Here is a 16,618-nt window from a genome sequence, read left to right on the forward strand (position 1 = left end):
TCGGCCCATAAGCCCATACGGAGGGGAGTACTCCCAGCAACGGCGACGTCGTCATCACGGCGGACCGGACGGCAACCGCACCGCGGCAGCCCCGGCCCCCGGCGTCGCAGGCCAGCAGGCGCGGCACGCAGTCGCGCCCCTGGCGGGGGGAGACCTCCGGTACCAGCACCGTACCGGAGGTACATGCAGTGGATGTCCACGCCCTCGGCTGGCTCGCCCTGGCCGCCATCATCATCACGATGATCACGATCGACATCGTCGGTCACGTCCGCACCCCGCACGAGCCCACTCTCAAAGAGGCGGCACAGTGGTCGATCGGCTATATCGCCATGGCCGTCGCCTTCGGCGGGATCGTCTGGGCGATTTGGGGCGGCACTTACGGCCAGGAGTACTTCGCCGGGTACATCACCGAGAAGGCGCTGAGCATCGACAACCTCTTCGTGTTCGTCATCATGATCTCCGCCTTCCGGGTGCCCCGGAAGTACCAGCAGGAGGTGCTGCTGGCCGGCATCATCATCTCCCTGGTGCTGCGCCTGGCATTCATCCTCGCCGGTGCCGCGCTGATTGAGAACTTCTCCTGGATCTTCTACCTGTTCGGCGCCTGGCTGCTGTGGACCGCCTTCTCCCAGGCCCGTGAGGGCCTGGAGGAGCCCGACGCGCACCAGGATGAGGAGTACCACCCCACCGGCTTTGTGCGCATGGTGGCCAAGGTCGTGCCCATGACCGACGGATTCGTCGGCGGCAAGCTCATTCACCGCCACGCCGGACGCACCATGATCACCCCCATGCTGCTGTGCGTGATCGCCATCGGCACCGCCGACGTCATGTTCGCCGTCGACTCCATCCCGGCGATCTACTCCCTGACCAGTGAGCCCTACCTGGTCTTCGCCGCGAATGCCTTCTCCCTGCTGGGCCTGCGGCAGCTGTACTTCCTGATCGACGGGCTGCTGGACCGGCTGATCTTCCTGCACTACGGACTGGCCGCCATCCTGGCCTTCATCGGATTCAAGCTGGTCAACCACGCCCTGCACACCAACGAGGTGCCCTTCATCAACGGTGGCGAGCCCTGGGAGATCGTCCCCGAGCCGGACATCGGCGCCTCGCTCGGCTTCATCGTGGTGGTCATCCTGATCACTGTGGCCGCCTCCGTGCTCGTCTCCCGGCACCGGGCCCGCCGGGCCGCACGGGAGGCCGCGGGCAGCAGCAACGCCATCGGCGAATCCGAGGGCGCCGTCACGGCACAGTCCGGCGCCTGAGCCGCGGACACGCTGAGAGCTTCTCAGGAATTTCCGGGCTGGAAAGTACATGCTGAACCCGTGAACCCGACATCCACCGCTACCGTGCCCGCAGAGGCCGCGGATACGACCGGGCTGACGAGCCGGGAGGTCGCTCAGCGCGTAGCGGCGGGGCAGACCAACGCCTTCCGGGACACGACCTCGCGTTCGGCGGTCGCGATCCTGCGCGCCAATGTCTTCACGGTGTTCAACGCGATCCTGGGCACGGCCCTGGTGCTGATCCTCCTGTTCGGCTCCTGGAAGGACGCCCTGTTCGGCTTCGTGCTGCTGCTGAACACGGCCACCGGCACCATCGCGGAGGTGCGCGCCAAGCGGGCCCTGGACCGCCTGTCGGTGCTGGATGCCCCCCGCGCGCATGTCCTGCGTGACGGCGTCGAGCAGGACGTGGAGGTGGCGGAGGTGGTGCTCGACGACGTGCTGCGGCTGCGCAGCGGCGAGCAGGTGCCCGCGGACGCCGTCGTTCTGGCCAGTGACAACCTGGAGCTGGATGAGTCCATTCTCACCGGCGAGTCCGCCTCCGTCCGTCCCGGTCCGGGGGACCGGGTCATGTCCGGTACCACCGTCACCGCCGGCACGGCTCTGGTGCGGACGACGGCGGTCGGCGCCGACGCCTACGCCCACCGGCTGGCCCGGGAGGCGCGCCGCTACTCGGTGGTCACCTCCGAACTGCAGGAGGGCACCAACCGGGTGCTGCGCTGGATCTCCTGGGTGATCGTGCCCGTCGCCCTGCTGCTGTTCTGGTCGCAGTTGCGGCAGAACGGCGGCGTGGCGCAGGCGCTCACCTCCGGGCAGTGGCAGGCGGCACTGGTGGCGGGCATCGCGGGCGTGGTCGGCATGGTGCCGCAGGGGCTGGTGCTGCTCACCTCCGTCAACTTCGCCACGGCCTCCCTGGCTCTGGCCCGCCGCAACGTGCTGGTGCAGGAGCTGCCCGCGGTCGAGGTGCTGGCCCGCGTGGACACCCTGTGCCTGGACAAGACCGGCACCGTCACCACCGGATCCATCCGCCTGGAAGAGGTCACCGGCCCCGACGGCGGCGCCCCGGGCCGGGGGGTCCTGGAGGCCCTGGCCGCCCTCAGCGACGGCGAGGATCCCAACGCCACCGCCGTCGCCATTGCCCGTGGCCTGACCGAGGAGCGGTACCTGGGGGAGCGGGCCGCCGCGGCCCGAGCTCGCACGGTGGAGGCGGCCGTGCCCTTCTCCTCACGGCGCAAGTGGTCGGCGGTCCGCTACGACGGCGTCACCTGGGTGCTCGGCGCCCCCGAGATCATCCTGGCTACCGCCCCGGGGGCGGACGTCGTGCTGGCGCGGGCGCGTGAGCGCGCCGCCGATGGCGCCCGGGTGGTGGCGTTGGCCTGCTCGAGCGAACCCTGCGGCGAGGACGCCGAGGACCACCTGCTGCCCGGCGGACTGGAGCCGGCGGCGCTGGCGGTGCTGGCCGAGGAGATCCGCCCCGACGCCGCCCGGACCCTCGACTACTTCCGGCAGCAGGGCGTGGAGGTGAAGGTGATCTCCGGGGACAACCCGGACACCGTGGCCGCCGTCGCCCGTCGGGCGGGCGTAACCGGCCCGGACGGCGGGGCGCCGGTCGCCGTCGACGCCCGCACCCTGTCGCAGGAGCCGGACCCGGACGGCCCGGAGGCCAAGCGCCTGGCCGACGCCCTGGAGGGTGCGAGCGTGCTGGGGCGGGTGACTCCCGAGCAGAAGCGCGCCTTCGTGCGGGCGCTCAAGTCGCGGGGCCGGGTGGTGGCCATGACCGGCGACGGCGTCAACGACGCCCTGGCTCTGAAAGACGCCGACCTGGGCATCGCCATGGGCAACGGGGCGCCCGCCACCAAGGCGGTCGCCCGCCTGGTGCTGCTGAAGGGGGAGTTCTCCGCCCTGCCGGGCGTGGTGGCGCAGGGGCGGCGGGTCATGGCCAACACCGAGCGCATCGCCTCCCTGTTCCTGGCCAAGACGGTCTACGCCTCGCTGATCGCCGTGGTGGTGTCCCTGACCGCCATCGCCTACCCGTTCCTGCCGCGGCAGCTCACCATCGTGTCGTCCCTGACCATCGGCATCCCCGCCTTCATCCTCGCGCTGGCGCCCAACTCCCGCCGCTACCGGGCGGGCTTCCTGGGGCGGGTGCTGACCCTGGCGGTGCCGGCCGGGCTGGTGGCCGGCTGCGCCACACTGGCGGCCCGCACCTGGCTGGTGGCCTCCGGGGCGGAGCAGGCGCAGGTGACCACCGGCGCCACCCTGGTGCTGGTCTGCGCCGGACTGTGGCTGCTCACCTTGACGGCCCGGCCGCTGCTGGGCTGGCGGCTCGGCCTGGTGGCGGCGATGGCCGGGATCGCGGTGCTGGGCGTGTTCGTGCCCGCGGTGCGCGACTTCTTCCTGCTGGCCTGGCCCGCGGCGGGCACCTGGTGGGTGATCCTGATCGTCTCCGCCGCCGCGGTGGCGGGCATTGAGGCGGTCTACCTGCTGCGCCCGCGCTTGGTCGCATACCTGCATGGCCGCGGCCTGGTGAACTGAACCCGCTTAACCGCGGCGGGCGCGGGGGAGCCTGGCCGTGAGACAGGGAGGCCGGAGGACCGTCAGGCCAGGACGCCGATCACCGGGTTCCACTCGTGGGGGATGCGCTCGGCGATGAAGCCCGCCTGGTTGAAGGGGTCCTCCTCCAGCAGGGCCAGGGCGCCGGCGGCGTCGTCGGCGCGCACCACGATGAGCGCGTCGTGCGTGCCCACGTAGGGGCCGGCGGCGAGCAGCCGGTCCTGCTCGGCCAGCGCGGCGTTGAAGGCGCGGTGGGTGGGGCGGAGGTCGGCCATGGCCTCGTCCTGGTCGGTGACGTAGTGGTACTCGACGGCGAAGATCTTGCTCATGCCGTCAGCCTAGCCATCCTCCGGCCAGGACGTCGGCCTCCGGGATTCGCGTCCTCGATCGGCTACGCTCGCGCCATGTTGAGCCGTATTCCGGAGTGGACTATCGAGGCGCCGCAGTCGCCGGTTCCCCGCGAGGTCGTGAAGGTGGGTGGTCTGCCGCTCGGCTGGCCTGTCGGCAGGGATTGGCCGTTGTGCGCCGAGTGCGGCCTGCCGATGTCCTTCCTCCTCCAGGCCGGCGAGTCGGCGCAGCTGCCTCACACGCCTGCGGGTCAGGTCATGTTCGTGTTCAAGTGCGAGCGCGGCAGTGTCTGTGCCTTCTGGGAGCCGGGCACGGGCCGCAACTGTGTTGCGCTGCTCGACTTCGAAGATCTGAGTGATGCAGCGGCTACCGCCCCCGAGGGTACGCCGGTGCTGCTCGAGCTGTGGGCACGGCGGTGGCGCGAGCATGACGACGGCGTGGATGCATCCCTGGAGCCCGCGTTCTTCGATGCCCGGCATGACGCGATGCCCGAGGGTATCGCGTACCCGCACGACTTCGACTTCGCGCTCCAGACCAAGGTCGGCGGCCTTCCCTACTGGACGGCGAACGGGACCGTGGCCTTCCGGTACTCCGGCGGCACGGTTCTCGCCGAAGGAGGGGACTGGCACTTGGTACTCCAGCTCGACACCGCGCTGAAGGTGGTCGATCCCATCGGCGCAGTGCAGGCCTACGCAGACTCGCACCCCGTGGGTCCTGCGCGCGAGGGTGCCGCTGAGGTCTATCCGGAGGACGGAAGCGTTGAGATCGCGAACTTCTGCCTGGACGGGATCGGCTATGTGCTCGTCGACGGCTCAGCGCAATCTCCGGAGCCGGTGTTCCTGATCAACCGCTGACGGGGCTGGCTTATGGAGCCGGGCGAGGGACCGGTGAGATGTGTACGGGAGGTCAGGGTCGCCAGCGGCGGGTGGCACGGCCGGTGGCACGCGTCGCGCTGATGCTGGCAACGGCTGCCACCAATACCGTAATCGCCAAGCAGACGGCCGCGTAGGCCGGACTGGGACGCCACAGGACACTGTCATTGTTCGTGGCAACTCTCGCCTGGCCTAGGGGCAGAATCAGGTAGAGGACCGTCGCGGTTAGGCCGGACACGAGCACGATCACACCGGTGCGCCAGCGGGCCGTCGAGGCCGCGCAGGACACCGAACCGGACAGAGCACCCACAGGCGCCAGGTTGCGGGCGGCGCGCGCGGAGTCATGCGCCAGTGCCAGCCCGAGCACGATCGCCAGTACCGACAGCCCCACGGCGCCCAGGGTCACGGTCCAGCGGGAGCGGATGTACTGCACCTGACCGGCGGTAATCCACTCCTGCGGCTGGCAAAACACCTGCACACCAGGGGCATTGGCGTGCAGCATCCGCTCGATCCTGCGCATATCTAGGTCCGCGCCGTTCACCGACATGAGGTAAACGCCGCTGCCGGTCTCGTAACCGCGCATGATTTGGCCGGGGGCGGCCGTCGGAGTGATCTCAATGTCGGTTGCACCGGCGAGTTCGTACACCTGCCCGAGGACGGGAACGTTCGTCAACAGTTCGGTGGCCGAGACCTGCTGCTGGGCGCATTCCAGACCCCAGGAGGACAGCAGCTCGCAGCTGGCTTCGATATGGGGCATCGGCTCTGCGTCGGCCGCATCCGACTCGTCGAAGTCGAATCCGGCAGAGAATGCCCCAACCTCATTGGGCAAGAGCGCAACCAGATCCTCGGGAGCAGCGGCCGCATCTAGATGGTCAAGGACGGCGACTTTCTCACCCCACCTGTCCAGTGTCTCTACCGACTCGAAGTACTGCGGGGACATGGATCCGGCCCACAGCTGTATCTGGCCTCCGGCCAGTAGTGCGAGTGTCATCGCCAGTGCCAGATGGCTACTGGCCTTGGACAAGGACACCAACTGGCGGCCCGCGATCAGGCGTCCGGCGTGACCGCGACGGTAGCCCCAGCGGGCCAGCATTCGACCGCACCAGGCGGACAGCGCCGTCACCACGCCGGGCAGCGCCAGTACCGTGAGTACTACACCAGCCGCGTATACAAAGTCCGTTAGCTTGCTTCCTGGATTCCACAGCGGGAACCAAATCGCCAGAAGCAAGCCGCAGATGAGCAGCAGCGTCGGGCTGGCTTTCTTCCAGCGGCGGTGATGCCGCCGGGGAGCGGCGACGTGGCGGCCGCGCCCGCGGCCGAGCAGCACAATGGTGACGGCAAGCACCGCGCCGATCAGCAGGGCGGCAACAATGGGGCCGGCCAACCGGCGCGTATCCGCGGCCGGGAACCAGGCGTCCACCCACGGCACGCGCACATCCACGTACATGGCAACGCCGGTGAGCGCCCCCGCGAGCACAAAGCCGCCGAGGACTCCCGGCCAGGTTTCCGCCAGGTCGATGACCGCCAGGTCGCGGCGGCGCAGGCCGGAGGTCACCAGGGCGGTGATACGCCGCCGGTTCTCCTCCCCGCGCAGCGAGGAGGCGGAGGCGGTCGCGCCGAGGCCGGGCAGGAGCAGCACCCCGGCCACCAGCAGCAGGACCTCCGCCACGGGCGAGGCGTTCAGCGAGCCTGAGCCTGCGTAGGCGCCACCCTCAATCGTGGCGCCGAAGCCGCAGATCGACTCCATCGCATCCGCGTTGAGTGCCTGGTCGGTCGGGCGCAGGTACACGCGCCGCTCCTGCGGCACCTCCAAGCCGTCCAGGCCGATCTGAGCTGAGACGGGGCCGAACAGCCCCTCCAACTGCCCGGTCAGGTCCCGGGCGAGGGCGGGGGAGACCACGGCCTCGCCGGGCTCCGGCCACTCTGCAACGCCGGGAGGCAGCGGGGCGTCGTCGCTCAGCGGGGCGAGGACGATGATCGTGACCGGGCGGTTGTTCACCTGGGTGAACCCGCCGAAGCGGTACAGGACGGTGGCCTCCTGCGCGTCGCACAGCTGCGGAGCAATGGACTCGGCGCGCTCCCGGTGCAGGGCATCCCCGAACCAGGTCAGTGCGAGGCCGGCCAGGCTCAGACACAACAGACAGGTCCCCAGGAACAAGGCCACGGTCTGGGTGCGTGCGAGCAGTCGGGACTCCGAGTGCCGCAGGCTGGTGCCGATGCGCAGCAGACCGGACAGCAGACGACGGTTCATCGGTCCGCCGCCTGCCCGGATTGGTGAACCGTCGCGGTCAGTTTCCCGTCGGCCAGCGCCATGACGTGATCTGCGCGCTGCGCGACCACGGGGTCGTGGGTGACCAGCAGAATGGCGCAGCCCAACTGCGTCGGGAGGGCCATCAGCGTGTCCATGACGCGGTCCCGGTTGGCGGGGTCCAGCGAACCGGTGGGCTCATCAGCGATGAGCAGCTGCGGGGAGTTGATGAGTGCGCGGGCGATGGCGATGCGCTGGCGCTCACCGCCGGAGAAGGAGGAGGTGGCCCGCTCCTGCACGGTAAGTCCCAGTTCGGTCAGGATCGAGTGGGCGCGCTCCTCGGCGTCGGCGGCGGGCACGCCCGCCACCAGCGCCGGCACGATGATGTTCTCCACGGGGGTCAGCTCATCGATGAGGTAGCCGTCCTGGAAGACCATGCCGATGTGCTCGCGGCGGATGCGGGCGGTGGCTGCGCTGTTGCCGGCCTGCATGGCCTCGCCGCAGATGGTGATGGAGCCGGCGTCGGCGCGCAGCAGCCCGAGGATGGCGGACAGCAGGGTGCTCTTGCCGGCGCCGGAGGGGCCGATCAGTGCGGTGGTACTGCCAGCCTGCAGAGTCAGGTCGAGGGCGTCCAGGACGGTGCGCTCCCCGAAGGAGACGGTGAGGCCCTGGACGGCCAGTACTTCATTCGCGGGCCGTGAAGCCGTTGCTGACGGGTTTGCGTCCATGGGGATCCGTTTCGGTGGTTGGAGAACGGCAACGCCTATGTGTCTGAACAAACATAGTTGTGAGTCCGCTCCTAGCCGCCGCAACACACGCAAAGACTCGCGCCACGTTGAAGGCCTGCGCCGCGTCGGGTCCTACTCGTGTCCAAGGCATCGGCGGCACCTCGCCTCACACAGTCGAACGGGTGTACGAAAGCGGGGCCTTGGCCCTACACTCTGACCCCGTGAACGACTCCCTCATCATCCGTGGCGCCCGCGAGCACAACCTGCAGGGCGTCGGCATCGACCTCCCGCGGGACAAGATGATCGTCTTCACCGGCCTGTCCGGCTCGGGCAAGTCCTCCCTCGCCTTCGACACGATCTTCGCCGAGGGGCAGCGCCGCTACGTGGAGTCGCTGTCCTCCTACGCCCGCCAGTTCCTCGGCCAGATGGACAAGCCCGACGTCGACTTCATCGAGGGGCTGTCACCGGCGGTGTCCATCGACCAGAAGTCCACCTCCCGCAACCCCCGCTCCACGGTCGGCACCGTCACCGAGGTCTACGACTACCTGCGCCTGCTGTACGCGCGCGCCGGCATCCAGCACTGCCCCGTCTGCGACGCCGTCATCTCCTCCCAGACCCCTCAGCAGATCGTCGACCACATCCGCGAGATGGAGGACGGCACCCGCTTCCAGGTGCTCGCCCCCGTCATCCGCGGCCGCAAGGGCGAGTACACCGAACTGTTCACCGAGCTGCAGGGCCGCGGCTTCTCCCGCGTCCGCGTCGACGGCGCCACCCACCGCCTGGGGGAGGTGCCCGCCCTGAACAAGAAGCTCAAGCACAACATCGAGGTGGTCGTCGACCGGCTGGTGGTGCGTGAGGGCATCCGCCAGCGGCTGACCGACTCGGTGGAGACCGCCCTGGAGCTCGCCGACGGCCTGGTCATCATCGACCTGGTGGATCTGCCCGAGGACGACCCCGGCCGCACCCGCCGCTACTCCGAGAAACGTGCCTGCCCCAACGAGCACCCGCTCCAACTGGACGAGATGGAGCCGCGCACCTTCTCCTTCAACGCCCCCTACGGCGCCTGCCCCGCCTGCACCGGCATCGGCAGCCGACTGGAGGTCGACCCCGAGCTCGTCGTCCCCGATGAGGAACTCACCCTGGCCGAGGGCGCAGTCGCCCCCTGGGCCAGCCACCAGAAGTACTTCACCCGCCAGCTCAAGGCGCTGGGCGAGGAACTGTCCTTCGACGTCGACACCCCCTGGCGCGCGCTGCCCGAGCGCGCCAAGGACGCGATCCTGCGCGGCAAGGACTTCGAGATCAAGGTCCGCTACCGCAACCGCTGGGGCCGGGAGCGCATCTACTCCACCGGCTTCGAGGGCGCCCTCAACTACGTCATGCGCAAGCACGACGAGACCGAGTCCGAATGGTCCAAGGAGCGCTACGAGGGGTACATGCGGGAGGTCCCTTGTCCCGTCTGCAACGGCACCCGGCTCAAGCCGGAAGTACTGGCCGTACGCGTGGGCGATAAGTCCATCGCCCAGCTGTGCGACCTGTCCATCAGCGAGTGCCGTGACTTCCTGGCCGGGCTGGAGCTGACCGGCCAGGCCGCGCAGATCGCCGGCAGCGTCCTCAGTGAGATCGCCGCCCGCCTGGGCTTCCTCGTCGACGTCGGCCTGGACTACCTGAGCCTGTCCCGCGGCGCCGCCACCCTGTCCGGGGGCGAGGCACAGCGCATCCGCCTGGCCACCCAGATCGGCTCCGGGCTGGTCGGCGTCCTGTACGTGCTGGACGAGCCCAGCATCGGCCTGCACCAGCGGGACAACGCCCGCCTCATCGACACCCTGGAGCGCCTGCGGGACCTGGGCAACACCCTGATCGTCGTGGAGCACGACGAGGAGACCATCCGCTCGGCCGACTACGTGGTGGACATCGGTCCCGGGGCGGGGGAGAAGGGCGGCCAGGTCGTCTACGCCGGCGAGGTCGCCGGCCTGCTTCGGGCCCGCGGCTCCGTCACCGGCGACTACCTGGCGGGCCGCCGCGCCATCGAGGTGCCCGCCAGCCGCCGCAAGCCCGTCAAGGGGAAGGCGGTCACCGTCGTCGGCGCCCGGGAGAACAACCTCAAGGACGTCACCGTCACCTTCCCGCTGGGTGTGTTCACGGCCGTCACCGGCGTGTCCGGCTCCGGGAAGTCCTCCCTGGTCAACTCGATCCTCTACCAGGTACTGGCCAACCGGCTCAACCACGCCCGGGGCGTGCCCGGGCGGCACAAGACCGTGCGCGGCCTGGACAACCTGGACAAGGTCGTGCACGTGGACCAGTCGCCCATCGGCCGCACGCCGCGCTCCAACCCGGCCACCTACACGGGCGTGTGGGACCACATCCGCAAGATCTTCGCGCAGGTGCCGGAGTCAAAGGTGCGCGGCTACGGCCCCGGTCGCTTCTCCTTCAACGTCAAGGGCGGCCGCTGCGAGGCCTGTAAGGGCGACGGCACCCTCAAGATCGAGATGAACTTCCTGCCGGACGTGTACGTGCCCTGCGAGGTGTGCGGCGGCGCCCGCTACAACCGGGAGACGCTGGAGATCCGCTACAAGGACGCCACGGTCGCCGACGTCCTGGACATGACCATCAGCCAGGCCGCCGACTTCTTCGCCGCCACCCCCATCATCGCCCGCCACCTGAACACGCTGGTGGAGGTGGGACTCGGCTACGTGCGCCTGGGGCAGGCCGCCACCACCCTGTCCGGCGGTGAGGCCCAGCGCGTCAAGCTTGCCACCGAGCTGCAGCGCCGCTCCACCGGACGCACCATCTACGTGCTGGACGAGCCCACCACCGGCCTGCACTTCGAGGACATCCGCAAGCTCCTGGCGGTACTGCAGGGACTGGTGGACAAGGGCAACTCCGTGGTGGTGATCGAGCACAACTTGGATGTCATCGCCAACGCCGACTGGATCATCGACATGGGCCCCGAGGGAGGCAAGAACGGCGGCACCGTGGTTGCCACCGGCACCCCCGAGCAGGTCGCCGAGGTCGAGGGCTCCTGGACCGGCCACTACCTCAAGGAGCTGCTCGAGCAGCGCCGGGCGGCGAGCTGACCGGCTCCGCCGCCCGGGGCTGCGGACCGGCTCCGCTAGTCCCGGGCGGCGCGCTCCGGCCGGGGCCTAGGGCCGTAGGGGGTGAGCGCCTCTCGCAGCCGCATCAGCAGTTCCCGCAGGCGCTCGGGCGTGCGCGCGCCCAGGCCGAGCACCACGCCCGGGCCGGCTGCCGCTCCCGGGGAGGCCCAGTACGCGGACATTCCGGCGACTCCCAAACCCGCGCGGTGACACGCGGCCACGGCGCCCGCCTCATCCGCCTGCGGCGCCAGCAGGACGACGGCGTGGAGCCCACCCTCCATGGGTACGCCCTCCGGGAACACCTCCGTGAACAGCGCCCGCCGCTGCCGCTCGATCCGACGCGCCCGGGCCACGTGCCGGCGCAGGCCGTCCTGGGCGAGGAAGCGGGTCATCGCGTCCTGCACGATCCCGGACACGGGCACGCACAGCGGGCGCATCCGCTCCAGCAGCGGCGCGGGCGCCACCAGGTAGCCCAGGCCGACGGCGGGACTCAGGGTCTTCGCAAAGGAGCCGAGCATGATGACCCGCTCGCCCGGGTCCAGGGACAGCAGGGGCGCGGGCGTGCTGCGCAGCTCGGCGTCGTAGTCATCCTCAATGATCATCGCCTCCGCCCGGCGCGCCGCCCCCAACAGGGACAGGCGCTGCCCGGCGGGCATGCGCTCGCCCCACGGGAACTGGTGATTCGGCGTCACCAGTACCGCCTGCGCCCCGGCGGGAAGTGCCGGCGATGTGGGAGCCTCCCGGAAGGCGGCGGTGTCGACCGGGACCGTGCGCCAGCCCAGCGCCCGGGGAATGCCGGTGAGTGAGGGGTAGCCGGGCTCCTCGACCGCCAGCGTCCCCGTGCCTGAGACGCCCCCGCGGCCGCCCAGCGCGCCCAGGGCCAGCCGCAGGCCATCGCGCGCCCCCGCCGTCACCAGAATGCGTTCCGGATCGACGTCGACCTGGCGGGCGCGCCGAATATGGGTGGCCAGGAGCTCGCGCAGCTCGGCGGAGCCGGAGGCGGGGTGCGGTCGCGGATCCGCGGCGGCGGCCCGCCAGGCGGAGCGCCACAGGCCGGTGGTGAGGACCCCGGTGACCGGTGCGCCCGGCCTCAGCTCGGTGGGTTGAAAGTCCGCCGGCGCGCCGGCGGGGCGTGCACGCCGTTGCGGCAACGGCCGGGGCAGCTCCGGGTTGACGCGGGTGCCGCCGTGCGTGGCGGTGAGAAAGCCCTCGGCCACGAGCTGCTCGTAGGCGGTCACTACGCTCCCACGCGATATGCCGAGCTCCCGTGCGAGCAGTCGGGTGGCGGGGAGCGGGTCCCCGGGTGCGAGCTCGCCGCGCGCCACGCGGCCGCGGATGTCCACCACGACCTGCTGGGGGAGTGGCTGCCCGTGGTCGATGATCACCCGACCGCCTCCCATACCTGTTGAACCGAGCGCGTCCGCTGCGCAAACCGCTGCCATCTCCGACACAGACTAGCCGGTGGTCCAAAGAATTGTCCCCGTTGTGGACCTGACAATGACCCACCGGTGTCGTGAGCATGGCGCCATGAGCACACGCGAAACTCCCGCCGTCCCCGATTCCGCTGCCATTCCCGTGGGCACCGGCTCGCCCCTGGTCAAACGGGGCCTGGCCGACATGCTCAAGGGCGGCGTGATCATGGATGTGGTTACCCCGGAGCAGGCGCGCATCGCCGAGGACGCCGGCGCCGTCGCCGTCATGGCACTTGAGCGCGTCCCCGCCGATATCCGCGCCCAGGGCGGCGTGGCCCGCATGTCCGACCCCGACCTGATCGCCGCCATCATCGACGCCGTCTCCATCCCCGTGATGGCCAAGGCCCGCATCGGCCACTTCGTCGAGGCACAGGTCCTACAGCACCTGGGCGTGGACTACATCGACGAGTCCGAGGTCCTGTCGCCGGCGGACTACGCCCACCACATCGACAAGCAGCGCTTCACCGTGCCCTTCGTCTGCGGCGCCACGAACCTGGGCGAGGCCCTGCGGCGCATCGCCGAGGGCGCCGCCATGATCCGCTCCAAGGGTGAAGCCGGCACCGGGGACGTGTCCGAGGCGACCCGTCACATCCGCACCATCAAGGAGGAGATCGCCCGCCTGCGCGGCCTGCGTGAGGACGAGCTCTACGTTGCCGCCAAGGAGCTGGCTGCTCCCTACGACCTGGTGGCCGAGGTAGCCCGCAGCGGGGACCTGCCGGTGGTGCTGTTCACCGCCGGCGGGATCGCCACCCCCGCTGACGCCGCCATGATGATGCAGTTGGGTGCCGACGGCGTCTTCGTCGGATCCGGCATATTCAAGTCCGGCGACCCCGCCGCCCGCGCGGCCGCGATCGTCCGGGCCACCGCCGCCTACGACGACCCGGCCGTGATCGCGGAGGTGTCCCGGGGGCTGGGCGAGGCGATGGTGGGCATCAACGTGGCCGACCTGCCCGCGCCGCACCGGCTGGCGGAGCGCGGCTGGTGAGCGGGCGCGTCGTCGGCGTCCTGGCGCTTCAGGGAGGGGTGGCCGAGCACGCCCGCATGATCGAGGCGCTCGGCCACCGTCCCCGGCCGGTGCGCCGGATCGGCGACCTGGAGGGCATTGAGGCGCTCGTGCTGCCAGGCGGGGAGTCGACGACGCTGCACCGGCTGCTGACCGCCTTCGACCTGACCGAGGGCATCAGGGATGCCGCCCGCAGGGTGCCGACGCTCGGCACCTGTGCGGGCCTGATCCTCCTGGCGACGCTGGGGGTGCTGGACGTCGACGTCGAGCGCAACGCCTTCGGCCCTCAGGCGGACTCCGCCACCGCCCGCCTGCCCTGGAAGCACGGGAGCGTCGTGGCCGCCTTCATCCGTGCACCGCGCGTGACCCGGGTGGGCGGCGGCGTGCGCGTCTGCTCAACCTGGCAGGGCGGCGGCCGCTATGGGGCCGAGCCGGCGATCGTCGGCGTCGAGCAGGGGGAGGGGAAGCAGCGGATCATCGGCGTCTCCTTCCACCCCGAGCTCACCGGGGATACGACGATCCACCGCGACCTGCTGGACTGATGCCGCCGGCGGAGTCGGCTCCGATCGCGCCGTGCTCCGCCTGCTCCTGCTCCTGCGCGAAATGGTTGTATGCGAGCGACAGCCCGAAGCACACGACGCCGGCGACCATGAGCGCCAGGATCCGCGACAGCGAGTTTTGTCCGGCCAGATCCACCACGGCCAGCTTGAACACCACCAGCAGTACCAGGGTGAGCCCGTAGTGGCGCAGTGTGGTGGCGCGCAGCCGGAATCCGATGACGATGCAGGCGGCACCGGTCGCCAGCACCACACCGGTGATCAGCAGAGAAGCTGCGGATGCGCCGGTGAGGATCATCACCGACCACCACAGGGCGAGGCTCTGCGAGAGCGCAATGGTCAGTGTCACGGTGAGTGACATTGCGGAGTGCCGCAGCCAGGGCAGCAGCATTCGCCCGCCGACCACCACGAGGGCCAGCGCCAGGGCAACCAACGGCGCCGCCAGCAGCGGAGAGCCCAGGGAGTCGGCGCGTACCAGCACCGCGACGGCCAGCGCCGTCAACAGTGCCTCGCCCAGCCACGCCAGAGCCGGTGGTGTGGGCACGAGCGGGCTGCGCAGGTCGGTTGCGCCCGCCAGCTGTCCTGCGCGCCGACCCGAGACGAGCATGCGCGGGCTGCATTGGGGCGTGAACGCGCCCATGCCGGCCAACGCCAGCGCCAGGGCACCCGCCAGTAGCGGCGCCGCGATCCGGCCGGCCCCGCCGAGACCGCCGGCGGGAACCAGCCGGTCCAGCAGCCGGGGGATGATCAGCACCAACTGACCGGCCGCGACCCACATCCCCGCGGACAGCCACGAGGGCCGGTTCGCGTGCTCCTCGGAATGCGGGGGCGGTGGAGCCAGTAGCGCCTCCAGAGGGGCGGTCGGGAGCACGCCGATGAGTACGGCCAGAATGGCCAGCATCACGGTGCTGCGATCGGGGGAGAACACTGCCAGCAGCGCGGCTGTGCTGAACAGCGGGAGCACCAGCACGGGGGCGCTGTAACCGACACGTACCACGGGAACGGCGGCCAGTGCCACCGCTGCCACCGCAGGCGGTAGCAGCGCGATATTCAAAGCGAAGACGGCCGCCGCGACGCAGACCACCGTACCCAGGTTCACGGCCGCGACGACGCGCAGCCACGGGGAGGTGGCTCGCTGCGGGAGCAGGGCGGCGGTGGCCAGGCAGACCAGGACCAGGAAGGACATGGCCATGCCATTGCGCGTGGACGACGTCACGTCGTTAGCGGACGCGAGGATTAGCAACGCCAGCGCCTGGATGATGCCGGTGACCGCCCACTCGTATCCGGCGGCCTCCCTTGCTCCGGCTCCGGCCAGCAGACGCGTGGAGTGATGCGCTTGCGCCAGGAGCACCGCGCAGGGCGCTGCGAGCAGCACGATGCCGGTGAGCGGCTGAGCCACCAGCAGCCGGGAGGGGCCGGCCAGCAGCACGGTGCCGGTGACCACCATGGAGGTGGTCGGCAGCCAGGGCGCCAGGCGCATGCGCGGCGTGAAGCGCGGCAGTATCGCCGCCACCACGGCCAGGGTGACGGTGTAGATATCGATCAGGGTCCAGGCCAGGACCGCCTGTTCCGGGTGCGTTGCCACCTGCCAGGTGGCGAAGCCGACGGTCACCAGCGCCCCCAGCATGGAGATGACGGCGGTGAAGAACTGCGCGGTGACGCAGGACACCAGCAGCAGCACGAAGGCCCAGGCCACCATCAGTCCCAGGGCGGCGACCGGGCTCAGTCCGGCGATCAGGGCGGCACCGATGACGGCGACGAAGCCGAGCGCACCGCCCGTGCCCGTGAGGGTGGCGGCCGCCACCTGCAGCCGCTCCCCCTCCTGGTTGACGACCGTGCCCGCGGCGACCAGGGAGACGGCGACGACGCCCAACGCCGTTACCTTCACGACGTCGGGAATCTGGTCCCAGACCAGGGCTATGAGGCTCACGGCGGCGGACACGATCAGGAACGCGGCCGCCCCGGACAGGACGTATCTGCCGATATTGCCCTCGTTGCGCTTCTCCCGCATGGGCCGCATGGCGAACGGGTCGCTGTCGGCGGCGCTCGTGGCGCCGCTGGGGGCCACTGCCGTCGGGGCCTTCTGCGATGGGGTGGAGGGCGCCTTCAGAACGGGCTTGGACGGCGGGTATGTGGCCAGGGCCGGGGTCCGGGGCTGTTGCACCGCGGGAGCCGCGGCCGGTGAGGAGGACGACGTCCGCGTAGTTATCGGCCGGGCGGGTGGGGAGGCGACCGGCGCGGGGCGCGGCTGCGGACGCGCCGCAGAATCGAGGGGGTACCCGTCACGGGAGATCCGTTTGGCCACCCAGTCGAGTTTGCGTTCGAGGGTTGTCAGGCGCCCGATGATCTCTTCGAGCTGCTCACTGCTGACCGTATCCATGTCTCAAGGATCCGGTCCTGGCGGGCCAAAGTCACGCCGTCGCGACGGGGAGTACTTCCCTCGGCCCGGATTGTGATCGAGCCGGACATGTCCG

The 16,618-nt window shown here is 70.4% G+C and carries 11 protein-coding genes; 6 read left to right on the top strand and 5 right to left on the bottom strand.

All coding sequences use genetic code 11. The annotated features are described in order from the left end of the window. Window positions 1-188 precede the first annotated feature (188 nt). Window positions 189-1,256: a TerC family protein gene (locus tag C3B71_RS06980; RefSeq protein ID WP_108966989.1), complete on the top strand. Its 1,068-nt coding sequence runs from the start codon at window positions 189-191 to the stop codon at window positions 1,254-1,256. A 60-nt stretch (window positions 1,257-1,316) separates the two neighbouring features. Beyond that, window positions 1,317-3,806, top strand: a complete 2,490-nt coding sequence (locus C3B71_RS06985; protein ID WP_181574880.1) for an HAD-IC family P-type ATPase — start codon at window positions 1,317-1,319, stop codon at window positions 3,804-3,806. Between the two features lie 62 nt (window positions 3,807-3,868). Here the strand turns inward: C3B71_RS06985 and C3B71_RS06990 are convergent, their stop codons facing one another. Next, window positions 3,869-4,153 (bottom strand): YciI family protein, encoded by a 285-nt coding sequence (locus C3B71_RS06990; RefSeq protein WP_073332442.1) that lies wholly within the window; start codon window positions 4,151-4,153, stop codon window positions 3,869-3,871. A 75-nt stretch (window positions 4,154-4,228) separates the two neighbouring features. Here C3B71_RS06990 and C3B71_RS06995 point away from each other — a divergent pair, with 75 nt between their 5' ends. After that, a complete protein-coding gene (locus C3B71_RS06995) occupies window positions 4,229-5,026 on the top strand; it encodes a hypothetical protein (RefSeq protein ID WP_146752420.1) in 798 nt (265 codons plus the stop codon). Between the two features lie 52 nt (window positions 5,027-5,078). Here the strand turns inward: C3B71_RS06995 and C3B71_RS07000 are convergent, their stop codons facing one another. Together C3B71_RS07000 and C3B71_RS07005 are read right to left on the bottom strand one after the other, a co-directional pair. Then, complete coding sequence (locus tag C3B71_RS07000) at window positions 5,079-7,295, bottom strand: hypothetical protein (protein ID WP_108966997.1); 2,217 nt, start codon at window positions 7,293-7,295, stop codon at window positions 5,079-5,081. Beyond that, on the bottom strand, window positions 7,292-8,020 hold the full coding sequence (locus C3B71_RS07005; protein WP_108966999.1) for an ABC transporter ATP-binding protein: 729 nt from the start codon (window positions 8,018-8,020) through the stop codon (window positions 7,292-7,294). The genes C3B71_RS07000 and C3B71_RS07005 overlap by 4 nt, the downstream gene beginning before the upstream one ends. A 221-nt stretch (window positions 8,021-8,241) precedes the next feature. Here C3B71_RS07005 and uvrA point away from each other — a divergent pair, with 221 nt between their 5' ends. Beyond that, a complete protein-coding gene (gene uvrA / locus C3B71_RS07010; RefSeq protein ID WP_108969661.1) occupies window positions 8,242-11,094 on the top strand; it encodes an excinuclease ABC subunit UvrA in 2,853 nt (950 codons plus the stop codon). 35 nt (window positions 11,095-11,129) lie between these two features. On the opposite strand, the gene pdxR is transcribed toward uvrA, so the two are convergent. Beyond that, window positions 11,130-12,497, bottom strand: a complete 1,368-nt coding sequence (gene pdxR / locus C3B71_RS07015; protein WP_234416166.1) for a MocR-like pyridoxine biosynthesis transcription factor PdxR — start codon at window positions 12,495-12,497, stop codon at window positions 11,130-11,132. A 142-nt stretch (window positions 12,498-12,639) separates the two neighbouring features. On the opposite strand from pdxR, the gene pdxS reads away from it, so the two are divergent. Together pdxS and pdxT are read left to right on the top strand one after the other, a co-directional pair. After that, entirely contained in the window at window positions 12,640-13,569 is a 930-nt protein-coding gene (gene pdxS / locus C3B71_RS07020) for a pyridoxal 5'-phosphate synthase lyase subunit PdxS (protein ID WP_108967004.1), read from the top strand. After that, window positions 13,566-14,129: a pyridoxal 5'-phosphate synthase glutaminase subunit PdxT gene (gene pdxT, locus C3B71_RS07025; protein WP_108967006.1), complete on the top strand. Its 564-nt coding sequence runs from the start codon at window positions 13,566-13,568 to the stop codon at window positions 14,127-14,129. Before pdxS ends, pdxT begins: the two co-directional genes overlap by 4 nt. Here pdxT and C3B71_RS07030 read toward each other — a convergent pair. Further along, the gene (locus C3B71_RS07030; protein ID WP_108967008.1) at window positions 14,089-16,524 is read right to left on the bottom strand and encodes a DUF2339 domain-containing protein; all 2,436 of its coding nucleotides are present in this window, start codon (window positions 16,522-16,524) and stop codon (window positions 14,089-14,091) included. The genes pdxT and C3B71_RS07030 overlap by 41 nt on opposite strands. Window positions 16,525-16,618: the final 94 nt, after the last annotated feature.

The organism is Actinomyces sp. Z16, from assembly GCF_003111765.1.
Lineage (GTDB): Bacteria > Actinomycetota > Actinomycetes > Actinomycetales > Actinomycetaceae > Actinomyces > Actinomyces glycerinitolerans.

What these genes read in the sequence shown, in the direction of transcription:
- C3B71_RS06995 (WP_146752420.1), top strand. Translation starts at nt 4,229, where the DNA reads ATGTTGAGCCGTATTCCGGAGTGGACTATCGAGGCGCCGCAGTCGCCG.
- C3B71_RS07005 (WP_108966999.1), bottom strand. Translation starts at nt 8,020, where the DNA reads ATGGACGCAAACCCGTCAGCAACGGCTTCACGGCCCGCGAATGAAGTA.
- C3B71_RS06990 (WP_073332442.1), bottom strand. Translation starts at nt 4,153, where the DNA reads ATGAGCAAGATCTTCGCCGTCGAGTACCACTACGTCACCGACCAGGAC.
- pdxS (WP_108967004.1), top strand. Translation starts at nt 12,640, where the DNA reads ATGAGCACACGCGAAACTCCCGCCGTCCCCGATTCCGCTGCCATTCCC.
- C3B71_RS07000 (WP_108966997.1), bottom strand. Translation starts at nt 7,295, where the DNA reads ATGAACCGTCGTCTGCTGTCCGGTCTGCTGCGCATCGGCACCAGCCTG.
- C3B71_RS07030 (WP_108967008.1), bottom strand. Translation starts at nt 16,524, where the DNA reads ATGGATACGGTCAGCAGTGAGCAGCTCGAAGAGATCATCGGGCGCCTG.